The sequence below is a fragment of the Stenotrophomonas sp. S4 genome (assembly GCF_054187805.2).
Window position 1 is genome coordinate 4,349,433 of sequence record NZ_CM196188.1, and the last position, 21,120, is coordinate 4,370,552.

Annotated in this window: 21 protein-coding genes; 12 read left to right on the forward strand and 9 right to left on the reverse strand. The window is 67.3% G+C overall.

The window, feature by feature from the left end:
* Positions 1-148 precede the first annotated feature (148 nt).
* Genes ACUZUJ_RS20260 through ACUZUJ_RS20285 form a run of 6 tightly spaced genes read left to right on the forward strand, consistent with a single transcriptional unit; the run spans position 149 to position 6,074 of the window.
* Positions 149-2,980 carry a monovalent cation/H+ antiporter subunit A gene (locus tag ACUZUJ_RS20260; protein WP_049443920.1) on the forward strand — a complete coding sequence of 944 codons (2,832 nt, stop codon included), beginning with the start codon at positions 149-151 and terminating at the stop codon, positions 2,978-2,980.
* Positions 2,980-3,372 carry a Na+/H+ antiporter subunit C gene (locus tag ACUZUJ_RS20265; protein WP_014038749.1) on the forward strand — a complete coding sequence of 131 codons (393 nt, stop codon included), beginning with the start codon at positions 2,980-2,982 and terminating at the stop codon, positions 3,370-3,372. The genes ACUZUJ_RS20260 and ACUZUJ_RS20265 overlap by 1 nt, the downstream gene beginning before the upstream one ends.
* On the forward strand, positions 3,369-4,904 hold the full coding sequence (locus tag ACUZUJ_RS20270) for a monovalent cation/H+ antiporter subunit D (RefSeq protein ID WP_101766201.1): 1,536 nt from the start codon (positions 3,369-3,371) through the stop codon (positions 4,902-4,904). The genes ACUZUJ_RS20265 and ACUZUJ_RS20270 overlap by 4 nt, the downstream gene beginning before the upstream one ends.
* On the forward strand, positions 4,901-5,407 hold the full coding sequence (locus ACUZUJ_RS20275; protein WP_014038751.1) for a Na+/H+ antiporter subunit E: 507 nt from the start codon (positions 4,901-4,903) through the stop codon (positions 5,405-5,407). The genes ACUZUJ_RS20270 and ACUZUJ_RS20275 overlap by 4 nt, the downstream gene beginning before the upstream one ends.
* Positions 5,404-5,688, forward strand: a complete 285-nt coding sequence (locus ACUZUJ_RS20280; protein WP_006399171.1) for a K+/H+ antiporter subunit F — start codon at positions 5,404-5,406, stop codon at positions 5,686-5,688. Before ACUZUJ_RS20275 ends, ACUZUJ_RS20280 begins: the two co-directional genes overlap by 4 nt.
* Positions 5,685-6,074, forward strand: a complete 390-nt coding sequence (locus tag ACUZUJ_RS20285) for a Na+/H+ antiporter subunit G (RefSeq protein ID WP_049443927.1) — start codon at positions 5,685-5,687, stop codon at positions 6,072-6,074. The genes ACUZUJ_RS20280 and ACUZUJ_RS20285 overlap by 4 nt, the downstream gene beginning before the upstream one ends.
* An 87-nt stretch (positions 6,075-6,161) precedes the next feature.
* On the opposite strand, the gene ACUZUJ_RS20290 is transcribed toward ACUZUJ_RS20285, so the two are convergent.
* Both ACUZUJ_RS20290 and ACUZUJ_RS20295 read right to left on the reverse strand, forming a co-directional pair.
* A complete protein-coding gene (locus ACUZUJ_RS20290) occupies positions 6,162-7,127 on the reverse strand; it encodes a sodium:calcium antiporter (RefSeq protein WP_049443929.1) in 966 nt (321 codons plus the stop codon).
* Positions 7,128-7,200: 73 nt separating this feature from the next.
* Positions 7,201-7,884, reverse strand: a complete 684-nt coding sequence (locus ACUZUJ_RS20295) for a hypothetical protein (protein WP_458220658.1) — start codon at positions 7,882-7,884, stop codon at positions 7,201-7,203.
* 56 nt (positions 7,885-7,940) lie between these two features.
* On the opposite strand from ACUZUJ_RS20295, the gene ACUZUJ_RS20300 reads away from it, so the two are divergent.
* Positions 7,941-8,489: a hypothetical protein gene (locus tag ACUZUJ_RS20300; RefSeq protein ID WP_049443935.1), complete on the forward strand. Its 549-nt coding sequence runs from the start codon at positions 7,941-7,943 to the stop codon at positions 8,487-8,489.
* 128 nt (positions 8,490-8,617) lie between these two features.
* Here ACUZUJ_RS20300 and hmgA read toward each other — a convergent pair whose 3' ends face one another.
* Together hmgA and hppD are read right to left on the reverse strand one after the other, a co-directional pair.
* Positions 8,618-9,925 carry a homogentisate 1,2-dioxygenase gene (gene hmgA, locus ACUZUJ_RS20305; protein WP_049443937.1) on the reverse strand — a complete coding sequence of 436 codons (1,308 nt, stop codon included), beginning with the start codon at positions 9,923-9,925 and terminating at the stop codon, positions 8,618-8,620.
* A gap of 103 nt (positions 9,926-10,028) precedes the next feature.
* The gene (hppD, locus tag ACUZUJ_RS20310; protein WP_014038757.1) at positions 10,029-11,141 is read right to left on the reverse strand and encodes a 4-hydroxyphenylpyruvate dioxygenase; all 1,113 of its coding nucleotides are present in this window, start codon (positions 11,139-11,141) and stop codon (positions 10,029-10,031) included.
* 129 nt (positions 11,142-11,270) lie between these two features.
* Between hppD and ACUZUJ_RS20315 the strand changes: the two genes are divergently transcribed.
* Positions 11,271-11,765, forward strand: a complete 495-nt coding sequence (locus ACUZUJ_RS20315; protein WP_042359011.1) for a MarR family winged helix-turn-helix transcriptional regulator — start codon at positions 11,271-11,273, stop codon at positions 11,763-11,765.
* A gap of 81 nt (positions 11,766-11,846) precedes the next feature.
* On the opposite strand, the gene ACUZUJ_RS20320 is transcribed toward ACUZUJ_RS20315, so the two are convergent.
* From ACUZUJ_RS20320 to ACUZUJ_RS20335, 4 genes are all read right to left on the reverse strand, one after another.
* Positions 11,847-12,986, reverse strand: coding sequence for a hypothetical protein (locus tag ACUZUJ_RS20320; RefSeq protein ID WP_049443940.1), 1,140 nt, complete (start codon positions 12,984-12,986; stop codon positions 11,847-11,849).
* 202 nt (positions 12,987-13,188) lie between these two features.
* Positions 13,189-13,794: a thioredoxin family protein gene (locus ACUZUJ_RS20325; RefSeq protein WP_049443942.1), complete on the reverse strand. Its 606-nt coding sequence runs from the start codon at positions 13,792-13,794 to the stop codon at positions 13,189-13,191.
* A gap of 19 nt (positions 13,795-13,813) precedes the next feature.
* The gene (locus ACUZUJ_RS20330) at positions 13,814-15,313 is read right to left on the reverse strand and encodes a peptide MFS transporter (RefSeq protein ID WP_101766206.1); all 1,500 of its coding nucleotides are present in this window, start codon (positions 15,311-15,313) and stop codon (positions 13,814-13,816) included.
* 181 nt (positions 15,314-15,494) lie between these two features.
* On the reverse strand, positions 15,495-16,370 hold the full coding sequence (locus ACUZUJ_RS20335; protein WP_014038762.1) for a tryptophan 2,3-dioxygenase: 876 nt from the start codon (positions 16,368-16,370) through the stop codon (positions 15,495-15,497).
* 335 nt (positions 16,371-16,705) lie between these two features.
* On the opposite strand from ACUZUJ_RS20335, the gene pdhA reads away from it, so the two are divergent.
* The 4 genes from pdhA to ACUZUJ_RS20355 are packed head-to-tail and all read left to right on the forward strand — an operon-like array spanning position 16,706 to position 20,588.
* Positions 16,706-17,788, forward strand: coding sequence for a pyruvate dehydrogenase (acetyl-transferring) E1 component subunit alpha (gene pdhA, locus ACUZUJ_RS20340; RefSeq protein ID WP_049443946.1), 1,083 nt, complete (start codon positions 16,706-16,708; stop codon positions 17,786-17,788).
* Positions 17,781-18,848, forward strand: coding sequence for an alpha-ketoacid dehydrogenase subunit beta (locus ACUZUJ_RS20345; protein WP_005419896.1), 1,068 nt, complete (start codon positions 17,781-17,783; stop codon positions 18,846-18,848). The genes pdhA and ACUZUJ_RS20345 overlap by 8 nt, the downstream gene beginning before the upstream one ends.
* 1 nt (position 18,849) lies before the next feature.
* Positions 18,850-19,203, forward strand: coding sequence for an SH3 domain-containing protein (locus ACUZUJ_RS20350; RefSeq protein WP_005411349.1), 354 nt, complete (start codon positions 18,850-18,852; stop codon positions 19,201-19,203).
* Positions 19,200-20,588: a dihydrolipoamide acetyltransferase family protein gene (locus ACUZUJ_RS20355; RefSeq protein WP_458220657.1), complete on the forward strand. Its 1,389-nt coding sequence runs from the start codon at positions 19,200-19,202 to the stop codon at positions 20,586-20,588. Before ACUZUJ_RS20350 ends, ACUZUJ_RS20355 begins: the two co-directional genes overlap by 4 nt.
* A gap of 113 nt (positions 20,589-20,701) precedes the next feature.
* On the opposite strand, the gene ACUZUJ_RS20360 is transcribed toward ACUZUJ_RS20355, so the two are convergent.
* Complete coding sequence (locus ACUZUJ_RS20360; RefSeq protein WP_049443950.1) at positions 20,702-21,088, reverse strand: VOC family protein; 387 nt, start codon at positions 21,086-21,088, stop codon at positions 20,702-20,704.
* Positions 21,089-21,120 lie beyond the last annotated feature (32 nt).

The following is a 21,120-nucleotide window of genomic DNA, read 5'->3' on the forward strand; positions in this document are numbered from 1 at the left end:
AGGGAAGTGATGCAGGAACGTGATGTTGCGCCGCAGAAAAAATGAATCAGCGAACGTTACATGCAATTGATCGCTGTTCGATGGGTTTCGGCGACATTTCGCAGCCTGTTATCCTCCCTGACCTGCTCGTGAATCATGGATTCCCTGCATGCTCCCCAGCCTGCCCCTGCTGCTGGCCCTGCCGTTCCTGATGGCAGCGGCTGTTGCGGCCTTCCCCCGTAGTTCGCGCTCGACTGCTGCCTGGCTGGCGGCGCTGGCGCCGTTGGGCGGGCTGGCCATCCTCGGCTGGCTGACCCCGTCAGTGCTCGATGGCCAGGTGGTCCGCACCCTGGTGCCCTGGCTGCCGCAGATCGGCCTGGACTTCACCCTGCGCCTGGACGGCCTGGCCTGGATGTTCGCCGGGCTGGTGCTCGGCATCGGCGCGCTGGTGGTGCTGTATGCGCGCTACTACCTGAGCCAGCAGGACAACGCGCACCGCTTCTACTGCTACCTGCTGCTGTTCATGGGCGCCATGCTGGGCATGGTGCTGTCGGGCAACCTGCTGCTGCTGATGATCTTCTGGGAAATGACCAGCATCAGCTCGTTCCTGCTGATCGGCTTCTGGTCGCACCGCCAGGACGCCCGCGAAGGCGCGCGCATGGCGCTGGTGATCACCGGTGGCGGTGGCCTGGCCCTGCTCGGTGGCGTGCTGCTGATCGGCCGCATCGTCGGCAGCTTCGACCTGGACGTGGTGCTGGCCGCCGGCGAGCAGATCCGCGCCAGCGCGCTTTACCCGTATGCCCTGTTCCTGGTGCTGGCCGGCATCTTCACCAAGAGCGCGCAGTTCCCGTTCCACTTCTGGCTGCCGCACGCGATGGCGGCGCCGACCCCGGTCTCGGCCTACCTGCACTCGGCCACCATGGTGAAGGCCGGCGTGTTCCTGCTGGCGCGCCTGCATCCGGCACTGGCCGGCAGCGACCTGTTCTTCTACACGGTCAGCGGCATCGGCGCGCTGACCCTGCTGATCGGTGCCTGGAACGCGATCTTCCAGCACGACCTGAAAGGCCTGCTGGCGTACTCGACCATTTCCCACCTGGGCCTGATCACCCTGCTGTTCGGCCTGTCCACGCCGATGGCAGTCGTGGCCGGCGTGTTCCACATCCTCAACCACGCCACCTTCAAGGCCTCGCTGTTCATGGCCGCCGGCATCATCGACCACGAGACCGGCACCCGTGACATGCGCAAGCTGGGAGGCCTGCGCAGGCTGATGCCGTTCACCAGCGCGCTGGCGATCATCGCCTCGCTGGCGATGGCCGGCATCCCGTTGCTCAACGGTTTCCTGTCCAAGGAAATGCTGTTCGCCGAAGCGCTGACCGCTGGCGGCGGCCCAGGCGCGATGCGCACGGCCGTATCGATCGCGGCGCTGCTGGCCGGTGTGTTCGGCGTGGCCTACAGCCTCCGCTTCGTGCACGACACCTTCTTCGGCCCCGGCCCGCACGACCTCGACCGCGTGCCGCATGAGCCGCCGCGCTGGATGAAGGTGCCGGTGGAACTGCTGGTGGTGATCTGCATTGCGGTGGGCGTGGCCCCGGCGCTGACCGTGGCGCCGGTGCTGCATGCCGCCGCGGCCTCGATCCTCGGCAATGCCATGCCCGAGTACAGCCTGGCGGTATGGCACGGCTTCAACCTGCCGCTGGCGATGAGCGCGATCGGCGTGGTCGGCGGCGTGGCGCTGTACTTCGGCCTGCGCAAGCTGATCAACCTGCACGGCGTGGAAACCCGCACCACCGGCCGCAACGTGTTCCATGCGCAGCTGGATGCGATCTCCGCGCTCGCCATGCGCCTGACCAACGGCATCGCCAATGGCAGCCTGCAGCGCATGCTGCTGGGCCTGGTGCTGGTGGCGATCGTGGTCGCCGCCGCGCCGTTCGTGGCCAACCCGGCCTCGCCGAACTGGACCGCACCGCAGCCGATTCCGCTGCTGGGCTGGGCACTGTGGCTGGTGATGATGGCCTGCGCGGTCGCCACCCTGCGCGTCTACAAGCAGCGCCTGCTGGCGGTGCTGCTGGTCGGCGGCGTCGGCCTGATGGTGGCGCTGACCTTCGTGTTCCTGTCCGCGCCGGACCTGGCCCTGACCCAGCTGCTGGTGGAGATGGTGACCCTGGTGCTGATGCTGCTGGGCATGAACTACCTGCCTGCGCAGTCCGGGCCGGAGCGGCCGCGCTGGCGCAAGCGCCGTGACGCGGTGATCGCGATCATCGCCGGTGCCGGCCTTGGCGCGCTGGCGTACTCCGCGATGACCCTTCCGCCGAACACGATGGCCGGCGAACTGCTGGGCCGGGCGCTGCCCGAGGCCTACGGCCAGAACGTGGTCAACGTGATCCTGGTCGACTTCCGCGGCTTCGATACCTTCGGCGAGATCACCGTGTTCGGCATCGCCGCGCTGGTGGTCCATGCCCTGCTGCGGCGCACGCGGATGGCACCTGAGCAGATCATGCCCGGCCCGCCGATCAAGCTGCCGGTGCCGGCCGACCTGGCGCAGATCATGTTCCCGCTGACCCTGACCGTGTCGATCTTCCTGTTCCTGCGCGGCCACAACGCGCCGGGCGGCGGCTTCATCGCCGGCCTGGTGCTGGCGGTGCCGCTGCTGATCCAGTACGTGATCCAGGGCACCGCATCGGTGGAATCGCGCTTCGGCTTCGACTACATCCGCTGCATCGGCATGGGCCTGCTGATCGCCATCCTCAGCGGCAGCGCGTCGATGCTGTTCGGCGTGCCGTTCCTGACCAGCGGCCACCTCGACCTGCACCTGCCGCTGATCGGCGACGTGCCGCTGGCCAGCGCGATCGGCTTCGATATCGGCGTGTATCTGGTGGTGTTCGGTGGCGCGATGCTGATGCTGTCGATGATGGCCACCGTGAAACCCTCTCGTACCCGCACCGCGCGCAAGGGCGAGATCGACCTGCAACGCCGCTCGGCACGCACCGGGGAGATGCACTGATGGAACTGGCCCTGGCCTCCGCGATCGGCGTGCTGACCGCCATCGGCGTTTACCTGCTGCTGCGTGCGCGCAGCTTCGACGTGATCCTCGGCATGACCTTCCTGTCCTATGCGACCAACCTGCTGATCTTCGCCGGTGGCCGCGTGGTGCTGGGCAAGGCGCCGGTGCTGCAGGAGGGCGTGGACAGCCACCTCGGCAACTACACCGATCCGCTGCCGCAGGCGCTGGTGCTGACCGCGATCGTGATCGCCTTCGCGATGACCGCCGTGAGCATCGTGCTGGCCATGCGCAGCCGCAGCGACAACCACAGCGACCACGTGGACGCCCACGAGCCGGATGACGACCTGCAGGATGAGGGTGTGCCGCCGCGCCAGGGCGAGGACCGCGCATGAACCATCTGGTGATCCTGCCGATCCTGATTCCGCTGCTGGGTGCCGCGCTTTCGCTGTTCGTCGAACACCGCCGCTATGGGCCCAGGGTGCAGCGCGCGGTGGCCTGGACCTCGCTGTCGGCGCTGGCGCTGGCGGTGGGCCTGCTGTTCGCCACCACCGCCAGCGGTGACATCAACGTCTACCTGCTCGGCGACTGGCCGTCGCGGCTGGGCATCGCGCTGGTGGCCGACCGCCTGTCGGCATGGATGCTGCTGACCACCCTGCTGCTGGCCATTCCCTGCCTGCTGCATGCCTGCTCGGGCTGGGACCGGCGCGCACCGCACTTCCATGCCCTGTTCCAGTTCCAGCTGGTCGGCCTCAACGGTGCGTTCCTGACCGGCGACATTTTCAACCTGTTCGTGTTCTTCGAGGTGATGCTGATCGCCTCCTACGGCCTGCTGCTCAGTGGCGGCCGCGGCCTGCGCATGCGCATCGGCCTGCACTACGTGGTGTTCAACGTCACCGCCTCGACGTTGTTCCTGATCGCGCTGGGCCTGCTGTACGCCTCGCTGGGTTCGCTGAACATGGCCGAGCTGTCGCAGCGCATCGCCGAGGTGCCGCCGGCGCAGCTGACCCTGGTGAAGGCGACGATGGGCCTGTTGCTGCTGGTGTTCTGCGCCAAGGCCGCGCTGATGCCGCTGTACCTGTGGCTGCCGGAGGCCTATTCGCGTGCACCGGCGGCCGTGGCCGCGCTGTTCGCGATCATGACCAAGGTCGGCCTGTATTCGGTGCTCCGCATCCAGATGCTGTGGTTCGGCGATGACGCCGGCGCGATGGCCGGCTACGGCCGCGACTGGCTGCTGTGGGCCGGTGTGGCCACGCTGGTGCTGGGTGGCCTCGGCGCCCTGGCCGCGACCCGCCTGCGCGTGCTGATCTCGTACCTGGTGATCGTGTCGGCGGCCACGCTGTTCATCGCCTTCTCGGTGGGCACGCCGCAGGTGCTCTCGGCCGGTCTGTACTACCTGCCGCACAGCAGCTTCGTCGCCGCCGCGCTGTTCCTGGTTGCCGACTTGATCCGTCGCCGCCGCGGTGGCGCCAGCGACCGCAAGGAAGTGGTCGCGCCGATGCCGGGCAAGGAAACGCCGGCGGTGCTGTTCCTGATCGGCGCGGTGTCGGTGGCTGGCCTGCCGCCGCTGTCCGGCTTCCTGGCCAAGGCCGCGCTGCTGGCCGGCATGCCGGCGCAGTACACCGGTCCGGTGTGGACCGCGGTGCTGGTCAGCAGCCTGCTGGTGATCATGGGCCTGACCCGCGGCGGCATCCGCCTGTTCTGGCGCGTGCCGCCGGTCGAGGCCGATGCACCGAAGCCGCGCAAGGCACGCCTGCGAAGGGTCGAGCTGTACGCCGCCTGCATCCTGCTGGCCTACGGCATCGGCATGACCCTGGCCGCCGCGCCGCTGATGCGCTACACCGACGCCACCGCTGCACAGCTGCTGCAACCCAGCGAGTACGTGCAGCAGCTGCGCGCGACCGCACCGGAGATCCGCCAGCCATGACCGCCCAGCGCTCCCTGTTCCGTCGCCTGATTCCCTCGCCGATGCTCAGCATCATGGTGGTGGCGTTCTGGCTGCTGATGTCCGACAGCTTCACCCTCGGCCAGATCGTGCTGGGCCTGCTGCTGGGCGTGGTGGTGCCGCTCTTCGCCGCACGCCTGGACCGCGAGTTCGCCCGCATCGGCACGCTGCGCCCGTTGCCGAAACTGCTGTGCGTGACCCTGTGGGACATCCTGATGTCCAACATCCGCGTGGCGATCCAGGTACTGGGCCCGGAGAAGAACATCCACCCGGGTTTCATCTGGTTGCCGCTGGACATCGCCAACATCCACGGCATCGCCGCGCTGACCAGCATGATCACCCTGACCCCGGGCACGGTCTCGGCCGCGCTCAGCGACGACCGCAAGTTCCTGCTGGTGCACGTGCTGCACCTGGAGGACCCACAGGACCTGATCGATACGATCAAGCGCCGCTACGAGGCGCCGTTGATGGAGATCTTCCCATGACTGGATTCCAGATCATCCAGACCACGCTGGTGGTGTGCATGCACGTGGTCGGCCTGGCCATGCTGCTGGCCACCTGGCGCCTGCTGCGCGGGCCGACCGTGCCCGACCGCATCCTCGCACTGGACACCCTGTCGGTGACCGCGATCGCCGAGCTGATGCTGTTCGGCATGTACCTCAACTCCGCGATCTACTTCGAAGCCGCACTGGTCATCGCCATGCTCGGCTTCGGCAGCACCGTGGTGCTGAGCAAGTTCGTGCTGCGCCGGGATATCGTCGAATGATCACCGCGATCCAGATCGGCCTGTCGATCCTGCTGCTGTTCGGCTGCTTCTTCATCCTGGTCGGCGCACTCGGGCTGGTGAAGCTGTCCACCTTCTTCAAGCGCCTGCATGCACCGACCAAGGCCAGCACGCTGGGCGTGGGCTGCGTGCTGGTGTGTTCGGTGTGCTACCACATCTTCCTCGGCCAGGACCCGCAGCCGCGCGAGCTGCTGATCACCGTGTTCCTGTTCATCACCGCGCCGATCAGCGCCCACATGATGGCCAAGGCCGCGCTGTCGTTGCTGATGGAAACCCGCCCCAGCCTGCCGGGCAACGAACCGGCCGCCGAAGAGCAGCTGCCGCCGCCGGAACCGGTGCGGGAAGAAGAGCACGCGCAGAATCGGTAGTGCCGGCCGTTGGCCGGCAGGGTGATGCCCGGTGGGTGCCGACCGTTGGTCGGCACGAAATCAACCGCATCCACGCATGGCGTGGATCTACAACGCCGGTGCGCCCACCAGCAGCAGTTCCAGCACGAACCAGCCGACGAAGGCGACCAGCAGGATTCCGCCTTCGCTGCGGCTGATCTTCAGGTCGCCACGCAGCATCGGGTACAGCACCAATGCGAAGGCAAGCAGCGCCGGCAGTTCCAGGCGCACGAACGAGGCCGGCAACGCCAACGGCTGCAGCATCGCCATCGCACCGATCACCAGCAGCAGGTTGACTACGCTGGAGCCAAGCACGTGGCCCAGCACCATGTCGCCGTGACCGCGACGCGCGGCGGCGATGGCGGTGGCGACCTCCGGCAATGCGGTGCCGATCGCCACCGGCAGCAGGCCGACCAGCAGCGGCGTCCAGCCCAACGCGGCACCGAAGTCCGCTGCGGCCCCCACCACCAGGCGCGCACCCCAGTACAGGGTCAGCGCGGCGATCAGCACCCGCAGCACGTTCAACGGCAGGCTGGTACGGCTCAGCGCGGATTCGGCGATGGCCGCCTGCACCTCGGCGCTCTCGAAACGGCCGCGGCGAAGCAGCAGTACCTGCACGACGATGAAGCCCGCCACCAGCACGCCGCCTTCCCAGCGCGCCAGGCGACCATCCAGCCCGAACAGGATCAGCAGCACGCCGGCCGCCAGCAGCGACCACCACAGCACCGTCTGCAGGCGCGCGCGCAGCAGCAGGGGCGCGGCAATCGCCGCCAGCGCCAGGGTCAAGCCCAGGTTGACGATGCTGCTGCCGACGGCATTGCCCAGTGCCAGCTCCGGTTGGCCGACCGCCAGCGCGCGCGCGTTGACCGCCAGTTCCGGCAACGAGGTGGTCACCCCGAGCAGCAGCAGTCCGGCAGTGAACGGGCTGGCCCCGAAGCGCTGGGCCAGGCCGGACACGGCCTTGACGATGGAGTCCCCGCCCAGCGCCAGCAACAGCAGGCCGAGCAGGAACCAGGCAATGGCAATGGCGATCATCGAGCACTCCCCCAGCGGTCGTGGCGCGATTCTACGCTGGCCCCGCGCGCATGGCTGGGCCGTGGATCAAGGATCAGCCACAGCCTTCCACATAATCGACCTGCGGGGTCTGCCCGACGCGCCAGGCATTGACCCGACCATCGGCACCGAGCGCGAAGTCGATCACCGCCCCACCCTCCTGCACCGGACGCACGCGCAGGTGCTGGGCCTTCTCGTCGTACTTGTCAGGGCCGACGTCACCGCGCTCGGGGTACAGCACCTGCAGCTCGCCCAGGGTCATGCCGACCTTGCCGCCGCCCGGTGCGGCGATGGCGGCGCTGCGCACGTCGTAGCGCACCAGCTTGCGGCCTTCGATCATCAGGCGGGGGTCTTCGGCATCCTGCGGGCGCAGGAAATAACAGCCGTCGTTACCGTCGTCAGCCGGCAACGGCTTGCCACTGGCGTCGGTGCCCAGACCCTGCAGCGGTGTGCCAAAACCACTGCGGACCTCTGCGATGCCAGCGCCCAGCGTTGCGCCAGCGAATCCATCCAGGCGCGCCGGGCCCTGCGCGGCGGCCGGGGCCATCGGTGCAGGCGTGGCTGCGGCGCCCGTACTGGGGCCAGCGATGGTCGGCGACGGGGCCTCGGCACTGCGGTTGCAGGCGGTGAGCGACAGCAGCAAAAGACCGGCAATCGGAAGGTGCTTCATCGGTGCGGTTCCCTGGCACGAAAGTAGCTGCACGCTAGCGCAGCACGCGTGCAGATGCTGCATTGTCATCGCGGTTTCATCGCCCTCGTTCAGGCTCGGCGTGCACCGACTTGGCTGTCCCTTCCATGCAACCGCGCAAGACCGATCTCGCCCGAACCGCGCTGCAGGCCCACCGCGCGCCGCTGGACATGCGCCAGCGCCGGTTGCTGATCCTGTGCGACGGCCAGCGCAGCATTGCCGACCTGACCAGTCTGCTCGGCCAGGACGCGCCGGCCATGGTCATCCAGCTGGTGCAGGCCGGCTACCTGAGCACCGGTACCGCCGCCGCGGCCCCACCGCCGTCGCCGGCACCCGCGGCAGCGCCGGTTCCGCCCACACCACCAGCCGCAGCACCTGCGGCAACTCCGGCCACCGCAGTGGAGCGCCGCCGCTCGCTGGTAGCTGCGCGCATCTACGTGCTGGGCATCCTGGAAATGCAGCGCCATCCGCAGGCGGCGGCGCTGTTCCGCGACCTGCAGCAGGCACGCGCCGAAGGTGAAGTACTGCAGGTGCTGCACTCGGCGATGCAGATGCTGCCCGGGCTGACCTCGGAGGGCTATTGCCAGCGCGTGCGCCAACGCCTGCTGGAAGCGCTGCCGCTGGAGCATTGCGGCGCGTTCGCCGAAGCGGCGTAAGCGCAGGTTCCGGCGGTAATCATCCACGCATGGCGTGGATCTACTGCCTCACGACCGCCTTTCGGTAGATCCACGCCATGCGTGGATGCGATCAGGATCCTTGCCGACCAAGGTCGGCACCCACCACGCTAGCGCGACGACCGGAAGTTGTTGCGCAGGCCGTTCCAGCACTGCTGATAATCGCCCTGGCGATGGCCGGCCGCCAATGCCTGCGCGGTCGGACGGATCACCGCGCGCGTCTCGAACATGAAGGCCATCGTGTCCTTGATCACGTCCGCCTTGGACAGGTCCGCATTGGACGCCTTGTCGAAGGTGGGCGCGTCCGGGCCGTGACCGCTCATGCAGTTGTGCAGCGATGCGCCACCCGGCACGAAGCCCTCTGCCTTGGCGTCATACGCACCATGCACCAGGCCCATGAACTCGCTGGCAATGTTGCGGTGGAACCACGGCGGGCGGAACGTGTTCTGCGCCACCAGCCAGCGCGGCGGGAAGATCGCGAAGTCCATGTTGCTGGTGCCGGGCGTGTCGCTGGGCGAATGCAGCACCAGGAAGATCGACGGGTCCGGATGGTCGTAGCTGATCGAACCGATGGTGTTGAAGCGGCGCAGGTCGTAGCGGTACGGCGCGTAATTGCCGTGCCAGGCCACCACGTCCAGCGGCGAATGGTCGATCGGCGCACGCCACAGGCGGCCCTCGAACTTGGCGATCAGTTCGAAATCGCCATCGACATCCTCGAACGCCGCATGCGGGGTCTCGAAGTCGCGCGGGTTGGCCAGGCCGTTGGAGCCGATCGGGCCGAGGTCAGGCAGCTTCAGCAGCGCGCCGTAGTTCTCGCAGATGTAGCCGCGGCTCGGGCCGTCAGGCAGTTCCACCCGGAAGCGCACGCCACGCGGGATCACCGCGATCTGCTGCGGCTCGATCTCGATCACGCCCAGCTCGGTCAGCAGGCGCAGCGCGCCCAGTTGCGGCACGATCAGCAGCTCGCCATCGGCGTTGTAGAAGTAGCGGCCGACCATGTCGCGGTTGGCCGCGTACAGGTGGATGCCCACGCCGGCATGCGCATCGGGCGAGCCGTTGCCACCCATGGTGTACAGGCCTTCGACGAAGTCGGTCGGCAGCTCCGGCAACGGCAGCGGGCTCCAGCGCAGCTGGTTCGGCGAGGCCGGCTGTGCGCCGAAATCACACTGCAGCTGCGACTGCGCGAACGGGGTGAACTCGCCGTGGGTGACCGCCGGGCGGATCCGGTACAACCAACTGCGGCGATTGCTGCCACGCGGCGCGGTGAAGGCGGTGCCGGTCAACTGTTCGGCGTACAGGCCGTGGGCCACCTTCTGCGGCGAGTTCTGCCCGACCGGCAGTGCACCGGCCACGGCCTCGGTGGCGAATTCGTTGCCGAAACCGGACTGGTAGCCGCGGGCGGTGAGGGCGGTGGACATGAGGGCTCCTGGGTACGGCGGGACCGGAACGGAAAGCAGCCGAGCATGGCTCGGCTCTACAGATGAGCAGGCGCCGGGCTTGACCCGGCGCTACCGTTGAACGTTACAGCACGCCGCGGCGGATCTGGTCGCGCTCGATGCTTTCGAACAGCGCGGTGAAGTTGCCTTCGCCGAAGCCTTCGTTGCCCTTGCGCTGGATGATCTCGAAGAAGATCGGGCCGATGCAGTTCTGGGTGAAGATCTGCAGCAGCTTGCGCTGGTGGGTTTCCGGATCGGCATCGATCAGGATCTTGTTCTTCGCCAGGCGCGCCACGTCTTCACCGTGGTTCGGCACGCGCTGGTCGATCACGTCGAAGTAGGTCTCCGGCGTGTCGAGGAAGTCCACGCCCTGCGCGCGCATCGCTTCGACGGTCTCGTAGATGTTCTCGGTGAAGCAGGCGATGTGCTGGATGCCCTCGCCCTTGTACGCGTCCAGGTACTCGTTGATCTGGCTCTTCGGGTCGGACGATTCGTTCAGCGGGATGCGCACGATGCCGTCCGGCGCGGTCATCGCCTTGGACACCAGGCCGGTCTTCAGGCCCTTGATGTCGAAGTAGCGGATCTCGCGGAAGTTGAACAGACGCTCGTAGTAGTCCGACCACTGCTGCATGTTGCCGAAGTACAGGTTGTGGGTCAGGTGGTCGATGAAGGTCAGGCCGAAGCCCACCGGGTGCAGGTCGGCGCCGGCGATCGGCTCGTAGTCGCCGTCGAAGATGCTGCCGGCGCTGCCGTAGCGGTCGACCAGGTACAGCATGCAATCGCCGATGCCCTTGATGACCGGCGCGCTGACCGCCTTGCTGTCCGGCTTGAAGGCGATGGCTTCGGCGCCGTTGCCCAGCGCGGTCTGGTAGACCTCCGCGCCCGGCTTCTTGAAGCGGATGGCGAAGCCGCAGGCGCACGGGCCGTGCTTTTCGGCGAAGTCCGAGGCGAACGAATCCGGGTCTTCATTGACCAGGAAGTTGACGTCGCCCTGGCGATAGACGGTAATCGGACGCTGCTTGTGCTTGAGCACCGCGCTGAAGCCCATCTTCCGGAAGTACTCGTGCAGCTCCTGGCCACGGCCGGCCGGGGCGGCGAATTCGACGAACTCGAAGCCGTCGATGCCCATCGGGTTCTCGAAGGTGGTGACCTGCATGCCGGGGTTGGGATGCGAGGCGGTCGGGACTGCGGTATTCATGGCGTGGCTCCGAATCGGTACCGCATCGGTACAAACCAGGTGCGGGCAGGTAGGGACCCGGCGAGAATGCAGGGTCTGGACCCACCCCTTATAGTTACACTTGAAACCACCAGCAAGGTGCACCGCAACATGAGCCCCGCCGATCCCGTTTCGACCCGCCTGCGTGCCTCGCACGTCCTGCTCGACCTGGAACAGTTCCTGCCGTACCGGCTGAGCGTGCTGTCCAACCGGGTCAGCGGCAACATCGCCAAGCTATACGGCGATCGTTACGGTCTGGCGATCCCCGAGTGGCGGGTGATCACCATCCTGGCGCTGTACCCGGGCTCGTCGGCCAGCGAGGTCTCCGACCGCACGGCGATGGACAAGGTGGCGGTCAGCCGTGCCGTGGCCCGCCTGCTGGAGCGCGGCTTCATCAAGCGCGAGACCCACGGCGACGACCGCCGCCGCTCGGTGCTGGCGCTGTCGGCGGCGGGTTTCGAGGTGTACGAGACCATCGCGCCGATGGTGATCGAGATCACCCGCAAGCTGATGTCGGTGCTGAGCGACGAGGAAGAGCAGGTGCTGGAGAAGCTGATCCTGCGCCTGGCCGGCGAAGGCCTGGAGCGGATGGGCGAAGGGGTCTGAAGGAAATAGGGGACGGAGGGGATTAAGTCGTAATCAGCACATGTGTGCCTGATACGACTTAATCCCCTCCGTCCCCTTTTTTCAGCTCAGGTGCTTGCGCCGTGCATGGATCCACGGCACGGCCAGCGCTGCGATGGCACCGCCGGCGAAGCCCAGCGAGGCGGCAACCGTGGCGGCTTCGACTGCCCCCGGCAGCGCCAGCGCCGCGGCCACCAGCAGCAGCGACGGCAGGCCGACGAAGGTGCCCAGGAAGAAGTGCCAGCGGGGTGACCAGGTGTTGAGCTGCAGCAGGCTGACCGGTTGCCAGGCATCCGACGCGGCATCCTCGGCGATCTTCGCCACCACCTTGCCCAGGTCCACTTCCGGCAGCGCGCGCCCCAGGCGCGCGGTCGCCAGCAGCTCCGCAACCGCCTCCACCGGTGGGAAACTGGATGGCCACGCGACGGGGGCCGGCACGCCATAGGCGGTCAGCAGCGGCACGCTCAGCCATGGCGCCACCAGCGGGCGCATGCGGCGGCGACCGTGCACGCACCAGATCTGCGGCTGGCCGTGCGCAGTGACGCTGTACAGCGCCAGTTCGTTGGCCGGCGGATAGCCGAGCATGGTCACCCGCGCGGCCAGGCTGTCCTGGCCCATCGCACGCAGGAAGCCCGGGCGGCTGCGCCCTTCCTGCATCCACGCCAGGCCAAGTGCACCCACCAGGTAGGCTTCTGCCACGTCCTTGCTGCCGGCAGTGGCGCGTTCGTCACTGGCCAGATACCACGCGAGTGATTTAGGTTCGGAGACATCCTCCAGGCCCCAGCGGCTGTCGTCACCGAGCACGTGGCGTACCGGCAGCCGCGCCGGTGCGGTCTCACCCCGCTCGCCCGGCTGCAGGAACGGCAGCACGCCCTGGATGAAGATGGACAGATCGATGGCACGCACGCCGTGGCCCTGCCATTCCGGCGGCAGCAACCCGGCCAGCTGGCCTTCGGCAGCCAATGCATCGAGCCTCGATTTCTGCTCGACCAGCTTCTGCACCGCGCCCTTCAGCACCACGTTGTCGGGCAGCGCGATCTGCGGCAGCCGGTGACGCGGCGGTGCCAGTTCAACGGTGTCCTCGCCGGTACCGGCGTCATCCAGCAATGCCTCCTGCGGCGGCAGGGTCACGCCCTCGCCTGCCCCACCCTCGGCCAGGTCGCTGGCAGGTTCGGGCAATCGTTCGGCGTGGTCGCTGTGCATGGGCGTTCCGGTAGGTTGCGTCGACGGGGCGTCGACTGAGGTCCTTGCCGGTAACGGCGAGCGCGGTGCGATATTGAGATGCCGATTCCGGGAATGTGACCGCAACCACAGTAGATCCACGCCATGCGTGGATGCGACCCAACATCAGTGCCGACCAACGGTCGGCACCCACCGAAGCTGCCGGCCAGCGGCCGGCACTACCCTATTCCGGTTTGTCAGGCGCCCACTGCTTGAGGAAGGCGGTCACCCGTGCGGGCTGGAAAGCTTCGCCCTTGCGCAGTTCGCCGGTCGCCTGCGACACCAGCAGGCCGCCATCGGCGTCGAGCACCAGCAGGTACGGGTAGTCACGTTCCATCACCGGGTACTGGGCGAAGAAGGCAGCGTTGGGCTGTTCGTCGCTGGCGTTGACCTTCACCCACACGTAGTGGGCATCGCGGAAGCGGCGCAGGTCGCCGTTGCCTTCCACCATCTCGTCCAGCGCCTGGCAGCGATCGCAGGCGGCGTTGCCGACCTCGAGCAGGATGCGCTTCTTGCCGCGCTGGGCTTCCACCTTGGCGGTGGCCAGATCGTCGGCGGGGTCGCGGGCCGGGTCGAACTGCGCGCCGAGCCCGGCGATGGCGGCGATGTCCGCCGCCACCGGAGTGTTGCCCGAGGCCACCGGTTCGCTGGGGTCAGCGACCGGTGGCTCGGTGGGTCGGGTATCCAGGGGTTGCGTAGGCTCGGCAGCGGCAGGCGGTTGCGGTTCGGAACAGGCGCCGATCAGCGCCGCACAGACCACCACCACTGCACTACCGAGCTTGCTGCGCATGCCTTCTACCCTCTCATCATCATTTGACGCCGTGCATCAGCTTGTTGATCAGCGGGGCGACCAGGAACAGCACCACGCCGGAGCCGATCAGGGCCCAGAACCCGAAGGTATACCCCTTCAGGGCCGACTCGACCGTCATGCCGCCTTCACCACTGACCACGCCAGCGAAGATGCCCGACAGGTTGTTGCCGATGCCGGTGGACAGGAACCAGCCACCCATGCCGAAGCCGACCAGGCGCACCGGGGCCAGCTTGGTCACCATCGACAGGCCGATCGGCGACAGGCACAGCTCACCCACGGACTGGATGACGTAGACCATGAACAGGGTCCAGAACGGGATCTTGCCGTCCACGACCATCTGCGACAGGGCGAACATCAGCAGCGCGAAGGCAGCGCCGTTGAACAGCAGGCCCAGGCCGAACTTGCGCGGAATGGACGGATTGGCGCGGCCCATGGCCACCCAGATCCAGGCGATGATCGGCGCCAGGGTGATGATGGCCACCGAGTTGACCGACTGGAACCACGCGGTCGGGAAGGTCCAGTCACCGAACTGGCGGTTGACGATGTTCTCGGCCAGGAAGGTGAACGAGCTGCCGGCCTGTTCGAAGAACATCCAGAACATCACGTTGAAGGCGAAGATGATCAGCATGGCGATCACGCGGTCGCGCTGTACCTTGCCCTCGCGGACGCCCTCGACCAGCAGCAGGATGGCCAGGGCGGTGAACATCGCACCCAGGATCCAGGCCAGCGCGGTGGCGCCGGTAGCCAGCAGGAAGTACGCAACCGGGATGGCGACCACGGCACCGGCCAGCACCATGATGATGCGGCCGAAGCCTTCAGCGCCGGCCGGCGGTGCACCGATGCCCTTCAGGCCGGCACGACCGATGTAGAACCACACCAGCGAGATCAGCATGCCCACGCCCGAAGCGATGAACACGACCTTGTAGGACGGCATCGCATCGGTACCGAACACCTTGCGGGCCAGGTACTCGGTCAGCACCGGGGCGATCATCGCGCCGATGTTGATGCCCATGTAGAAGATGGTGAAGCCCGAGTCGCGGCGCTCATCCTTCAGCCCGTACAGCTTGCCGACCATGGTCGAGATGTTGGGCTTGAACAGGCCGTTGCCGACGATGATCGTGGCCAGGCCGAGCTTGAAGATGTGCTCCTGCGGCAGCGAGATCATGAACAGGCCGGCGGCCATGATGATCGCGCCGGTCAGGATCGAGCGCTGGTAACCCAGTACCCGGTCGGCCACGTAGCCACCGAAGATCGCCGCGGCGTACACCAGGGCCAGGTAGGCGCCATAGATGCGGCTGGCGTCGCCTTCACCGGCAGCGCTGCCGTTGTAGAACTGGGCGACGATGTACAGCACCAAGGCCCAGCGGATGCCATAGAACGCAAAGCGCTCCCAGAACTCGGTCATGAACAGCATCCACAACGGGCGCGGATGGCCCATCGTGGTCTTGAAGTCCGGCAGCGCCGGCTCTGGGGTGTTCGCAGTGGCGTTTAGGCTCATGCGGATTTCCTGGTTCGGTGGATGACGAGCACGTCCGCTGTGCAGTTGAAGCAACGCGCGAGGATCACCGACTTCTGGCGTTCACGTCAAATACACGCCGTTTGAGGCAGGTCACGGCCTGCTCGCTGAACTTGCATCTGAAACGATCCAGCCGATGGCCGGGGTCCAAGCTGAATGGGGGTCAGCCCCGTTCTGCGGGGGGCGCGGCCTGCAGGCTGGTGCGCACCTGGAACAGTTCGGGGAAGAAGGTCAGCTCCAGCGCCTTGGCCAGGAAGCCCACGCCGGACGAGCCGCCGGTGCCGCGCTTGAAGCCGATCACGCGCATCACGGTGCGCATGTGTCGGAATCGCCACAGCTGGAAGGCGGTCTCCAGGTCCACCAAGTCCTCGCACAGCGAGTACTCGCGCCAATAGCGATCGGTGTCCTGGTAGATGCGCTCGAAGACCGGCTGAAGTGCGTCGTCGGCCACATGCGGCTGGGTCCAGTCGTGGGATTCGTACACCGCCGGCACGGCATGGCCGAAGCGGGCCAGGTACTTCAGGAATTCCTCGTACAGGCTGGGCGCTTCCAGCACGATGCGCAGCTGCGCCTGCCCGGCCGGGTCGTGCTCGAACACCTGCAGCATCTGCGCGTTCTTGTTGCCCAGCAGGAACTCGATGTAGCGGTACTGCAGCGACTGGAAGCCCGAAGACGGGCCCAGCACGTCGCGGAAACCCATGTATTCGGACGGGGTCAGCGTTTCCAGCACCGACCACTGCTCGGTGAGCTGGCGCAGCACCTGCTTGCTGCGCGCCAGCACCTTGCGGCACTGCCAGACTTCATCGCGCTGCAGGAAGCCGATCGCCGCGCGCAGTTCGTGGCCGAGCAGCTTCAGCCACAGCTCCGAGGTCTGGTGCTGGATGATGAAGAGCATCTCGTCGTGGTGCGGCGGGCTGGACAGCGGCTGCTGCGCGCTGAGCAGCTGGTCCAGCCGCAGGTAGCCGCCGTAGGTCAGGCGTCCCTGCAGGTCGGTGTGGATGCCGGCTTCGAGATCGCGTTGGTTGTTGTCGACGGACATGGGCGGGACCAGATCGGGGGCGGCAAGGGTAGCGCGTTGCCGCCGCGCTGGCAGCCGCCGGGTCCATACCGGGGCGTGCGGTTGGTCGTGGAGCATCGGCCGATGCCGGGCCTGCGCGTGGAACCGTCCAGGCCGTTGTACTGGCGGTCAGCCAGAGGCGTATTCTGATGCTTTGCAGCAACGACTGAATACGTTGTTGTTATTGGCCCCCCACCCGCCGGCAGGGGTAAAACGGGGAATCGCCGTGTTGCGGCGCAGGAAGGCTATTCCGTACGCGTTCCTTAACATGGCGATTCATATCATTTGTAACTTCTCTGTCGAAGGTGCAGTACGCAATGACGGTTGCCGCTGAATTCAAGATCGAATACCTGCAGTACCTGGACGCGGACGGCAAGCTCGTCCGCGATGACCTGCCCGCGTCGCTGCGCGACCCCAAGGTCCTGGTACCGCTGTTCAAGCAGATGCTGTTCGTACGTACGTTCGACAGCAAATCCATTGCGCTGCAGCGCACCGGCAAGCTCGGCACCTATGCCGCCTGCCTGGGCCATGAAGCCGCGCACGTGGGTATCGGCGCTGCGATGCAGAAGGACGACGTGTTCGCACCTTCGTACCGCGAGTATGGCGCGATGTTCATGCGTGGCGTGCGCCCGCACGACGTGCTGATGTACTGGGGCGGCGACGAACGCGGCAACGATTACGGCGGCAACGCGGCCAAGGACTTCCCGTTCTGCGTGCCGATTTCCACCCAGTGCCTGCATGCCGCAGGCGCCGCGCTGAAGTTCAAGCTCAACAAGGAACCGCAGATCGCCGTTGCGGTGTGCGGCGACGGCGGCAGCTCCAAGACCGACTTCTACGCGGCACTGAATTCGGCCGGCGCCTACAAGCTGCCGCTGATCCTGTGCATCGTCAACAACGGCTGGGCCATCTCGGTTCCGCGTTCGGCCCAGACCGGTGCCGAAACGCTGGCGCAGAAGGGCCTGGCCGGCGGCCTGCACTGCCTGCAGGTGGACGGCAACGACCTGATCGCAGTGCTGGCGGCGATGGAACAGGCGCGCGAACGTGCGCTGGCCGGCGACGGTGGCACCGTGCTGGAACTGATGACCTACCGCCTGTCCGACCACACCACCGCCGACGACGCGCGCCGCTACCGCGACGACGCCGAAGTGAAGGATGCCTGGCAGCGCGAGCCGATGCTGCGTCTGCGCAAGTACCTGATCAACGCCGGCGTGTGGAGCGAGGAAGAAGAGGCCGCCTGGACCGCCGAGTGCGGCACGCGCGTGGACGAGGAAGTGAACCTGTACCTCAACACGCCGGTGCAGCCGGTCGAGGCGATGTTCGACTTCCTGTATGCCGATCCGCCGCCGGACCTGCTGGCCCAGCGTGCCCAGGCGATCGCCCTGGAGAAGCGCCATGGATGAGATCAAGAACGGCGCGCCCGGCGCGCACACCAACGCCGCCGACAGCGCTGCTGTCGCGCGCGGAGATGACAGCATGACCACCACCCCGATCACCCTCATCGAAGCCATCACCCAGGCGCTGGCCTGGGAGCTGGAACACGACCCGTCGGTGCTGGTGCTGGGCGAAGACGTGGGCGTCAACGGTGGCGTGTTCCGCGCCACCGCCGGTCTGCAGCAGCGCTTCGGCTCGGACCGCATCCTCGACACCCCGCTGGACGAAACCACCATCGCCGGCCTGACCATCGGCCTGGCCGCACAGGGCATGAAGCCGGTGGCCGAAGCCCAGTTCGACGGCTTCATGTACCCGATGGTCGACCATATCGTCTGCCACGCCGCCCGCCTGCGTTACCGCACGCGCGGCCGCCTGCACTGCCCGATGGTGCTGCGCGTGCCGTGGGGCGGTGGCATCCGCGCGCCGGAACACCACAGCGAAGCCAACGAGGCGATCTTCACCAACGTGCCGGGCCTGCGCGTGGTGCTGCCGTCGTCGCCGCAGCGTGCCTATGGCCTGCTGCTGGCCGCGATCCGCGAACCGGATCCGGTGATCTACATGGAGCCCAAGCGCATCTACCGCCAGTACAAGGAAGTGGTCGTCAACGACGGCGAAGCCTTGCCGCTGGACGTCTGCTTCGTGCTGCGCGATGGCACCGACGTGACCCTGGTGACCTGGGGCGCGCAGGTGAAGGAAGCGCTGGAAGCGGCCGACAAGCTGGCCGGTGAAGGCATCAGTGCCGAAGTCATCGACGTGGCCACGCTGCGTCCGCTGGACTTCGCCACCATCGCCGAATCGGTGGCCAAGACCGGCCGCTGCGTGATCGTGCAGGAGGCCCCGAAGACCGCGGGCTTCGGCGCCGAGATCGCCGCGCGCCTGGCCGAGGAATCGATCTACGACCTGCTGGCCCCGGTCGAGCGCGTCACTGGCTACGACACCCACATTCCGCTGTTCCGCCTGGAAATGAAGTACCTGCCGAGCGTTGAGCGGATCGTGGCTGCGGCCAAGCGCGCGGTGGCGGCCGGCTGACATGCGGGCCCGCCTTCTGGGGGCTTACCGCAGCCAGTATCCCAACCCGCTCCGGTTCCACACCGGCCAGATCGTCGAAGTAGGTGTCCGTGACGAGGAATGGCCGGCGTTTGCCTGGGTACGCACCAACGATGGGCGCGCTGGATGGGCGCCCATCGCCTGGTTGCAGCTGCTGGACGAGGGTCGCGCCGAAGCGCTGTGCGACTACGACGCCCGCGAGCTGGATGTGGAAAGCGGCGAGATGGTGAAGCTTCATCACGAACACGGCGGGTGGTGGTGGTCCGAGCGCGCCAATGGCGCGACGGGTTGGCTGCCGGCCCGCGAACTGGAACTGCTGGAAGAGAACTGCAAATGAGCCAGACCAAGAACTTCAACCTGCCCGACCTGGGCGAAGGCCTGCCGGACGCGACCATCGTCGAGTGGTTCGTCAAGGAAGGCGATGTGATCAAGCTGGACGAGCCGCTGGTGTCGATGGAGACCGCCAAGGCCGTCGTCGAAGTGCCCTCGCCGTTCTCCGGCAAGGTGCTGAAGCTGTCCGGCGCCGCAGGCGACATCATCCCGACCGGCTCGGTGCTGGCCAGCTTCGAGCTGGACCCGAACCTGCCGCAGCGCGCCGATGGCCAGGACACCGGCCACAGCCATGGTCACGCCGCACCCGCTGCCGCGCCGACCCCGCCGCCGCTTCCCGCCGCTGCCGCACCGGTCGCCACGGAAGAAGCCAAGCCCGCCGCGGCCGAGCGCGATGACGCCGGTACCGTGGTCGGCGCGATGCAGAGCTCCAATGCCGTGCACGCCGAACAGGCGCTGGCCGTCGGTGGTGTCAAGGCCGTGCCGGCCGTGCGTGCGATGGCGCGCAAGCTGGGCGTCGATCTGAGCCGCGTGGCCGCTACCGGCACCGCTGGTGCGGTGACCATGGCCGACGTCAAGCAGGCCGCCGCCAACGGCACCGCCAAGCTCGGCGCTGCTCCGGCGCCGGTCGCCGCGGCTGCGTATGCCGCGCCGGCCCCCGCGCAGGTGTCTGCCCCGGTGCAGAGCGAAGCACGCACCCCGCTGTCTGCCGCCGGCAAGCCGATGCGCACCCAGCCGCCGGGCGTGGTCGCCAAGGGCCAGCCGGAACCACTGAAGGGCGTGCGCCGCAACATGGCCCGCGTGATGGCCGATGCGCACAGCAAGGTCGTACCGACCACGCTGAACGACGACGCCGACATCCACGCCTGGCTGCCGGGCAACGACGTGACCGCACGCCTGGTGCGCTCGATCGTGGTCGCCGCGCAGAAGGTGCCGGCGATGAACGCCTGGTTCGACGGTGAAGCGCTGACCCGCACCCTGCACGCGCAGGTGGACATCGGCATCGCCGTGGACACCGACGACGGCCTGTTCGTGCCGGCGTTGCGCAATGCCGACATGCTCGATGCACGCGGCATCCGCGAAGGCGTCAACCGCCTGCGCGAGCAGGTGGAATCACGTTCGATCGCCGCCTCGGAACTGAGCGGCTACACCATCTCGCTGTCCAACTTCGGCATGTTCGCCGGCCGCTACGCGACCCCGGTCGTGGTGCCGCCGTGCGTGGCCATCGTCGGTGCCGGCCGTGCCCGCCACCAGATGACCCCGGTGATGGGCGGCGTGGAAGCGCACAAGGTAATCCCGCTGTCGGTCACCTTCGACCACCGCGCGGCCACCGGTGGTGAAGCGGCCCGCTTCCTGCGCGCGATGATGGACGACCTGGCGCTGGCCAGCTGATCAGGTGGGTGCCAACCATGGTTGGCACATGAATTGAAAGAAACGCCGGGCAATGCCCGGCGTTTTTTTATGCACCCATCCACGCATGGCGTGGATCTACACAATGTGGGCGATCAATCGCGCGCCACCATGCCCTCGGCGCGGCTGTACACGCGCAGGCGGTGACCATCAGGGTCGGCACCGACGAAGGTGTGGCCGAATTCCAGTGTCACCGGTGCCTGCAGAATCTGCACGCCGAGCCCGCGCCACGCATCGTGCATCCGCTGCACGGTCTCCGGGTTGGCGACCACCATCGCCAGTTCGGCGGCACCGGCCTGTGCGGACACCGGCGGCTGCACGTCGTCGCGTTGCCACAGACCCAGCGCAGCGCCATCGCCGAGCAGGAACAAGGCAAAGCCGGGCGACTGCTCGACCGGTGGCTTGCCGAGAATGCCACTGTAGAAAGTGGCGCTGGTGGCGACGTCGCGCACGTACTGCAGCAGGGTGCTGGGCGTGAACATGGGGGAACCTCCGTTGTTGGGAGCGTTCATGG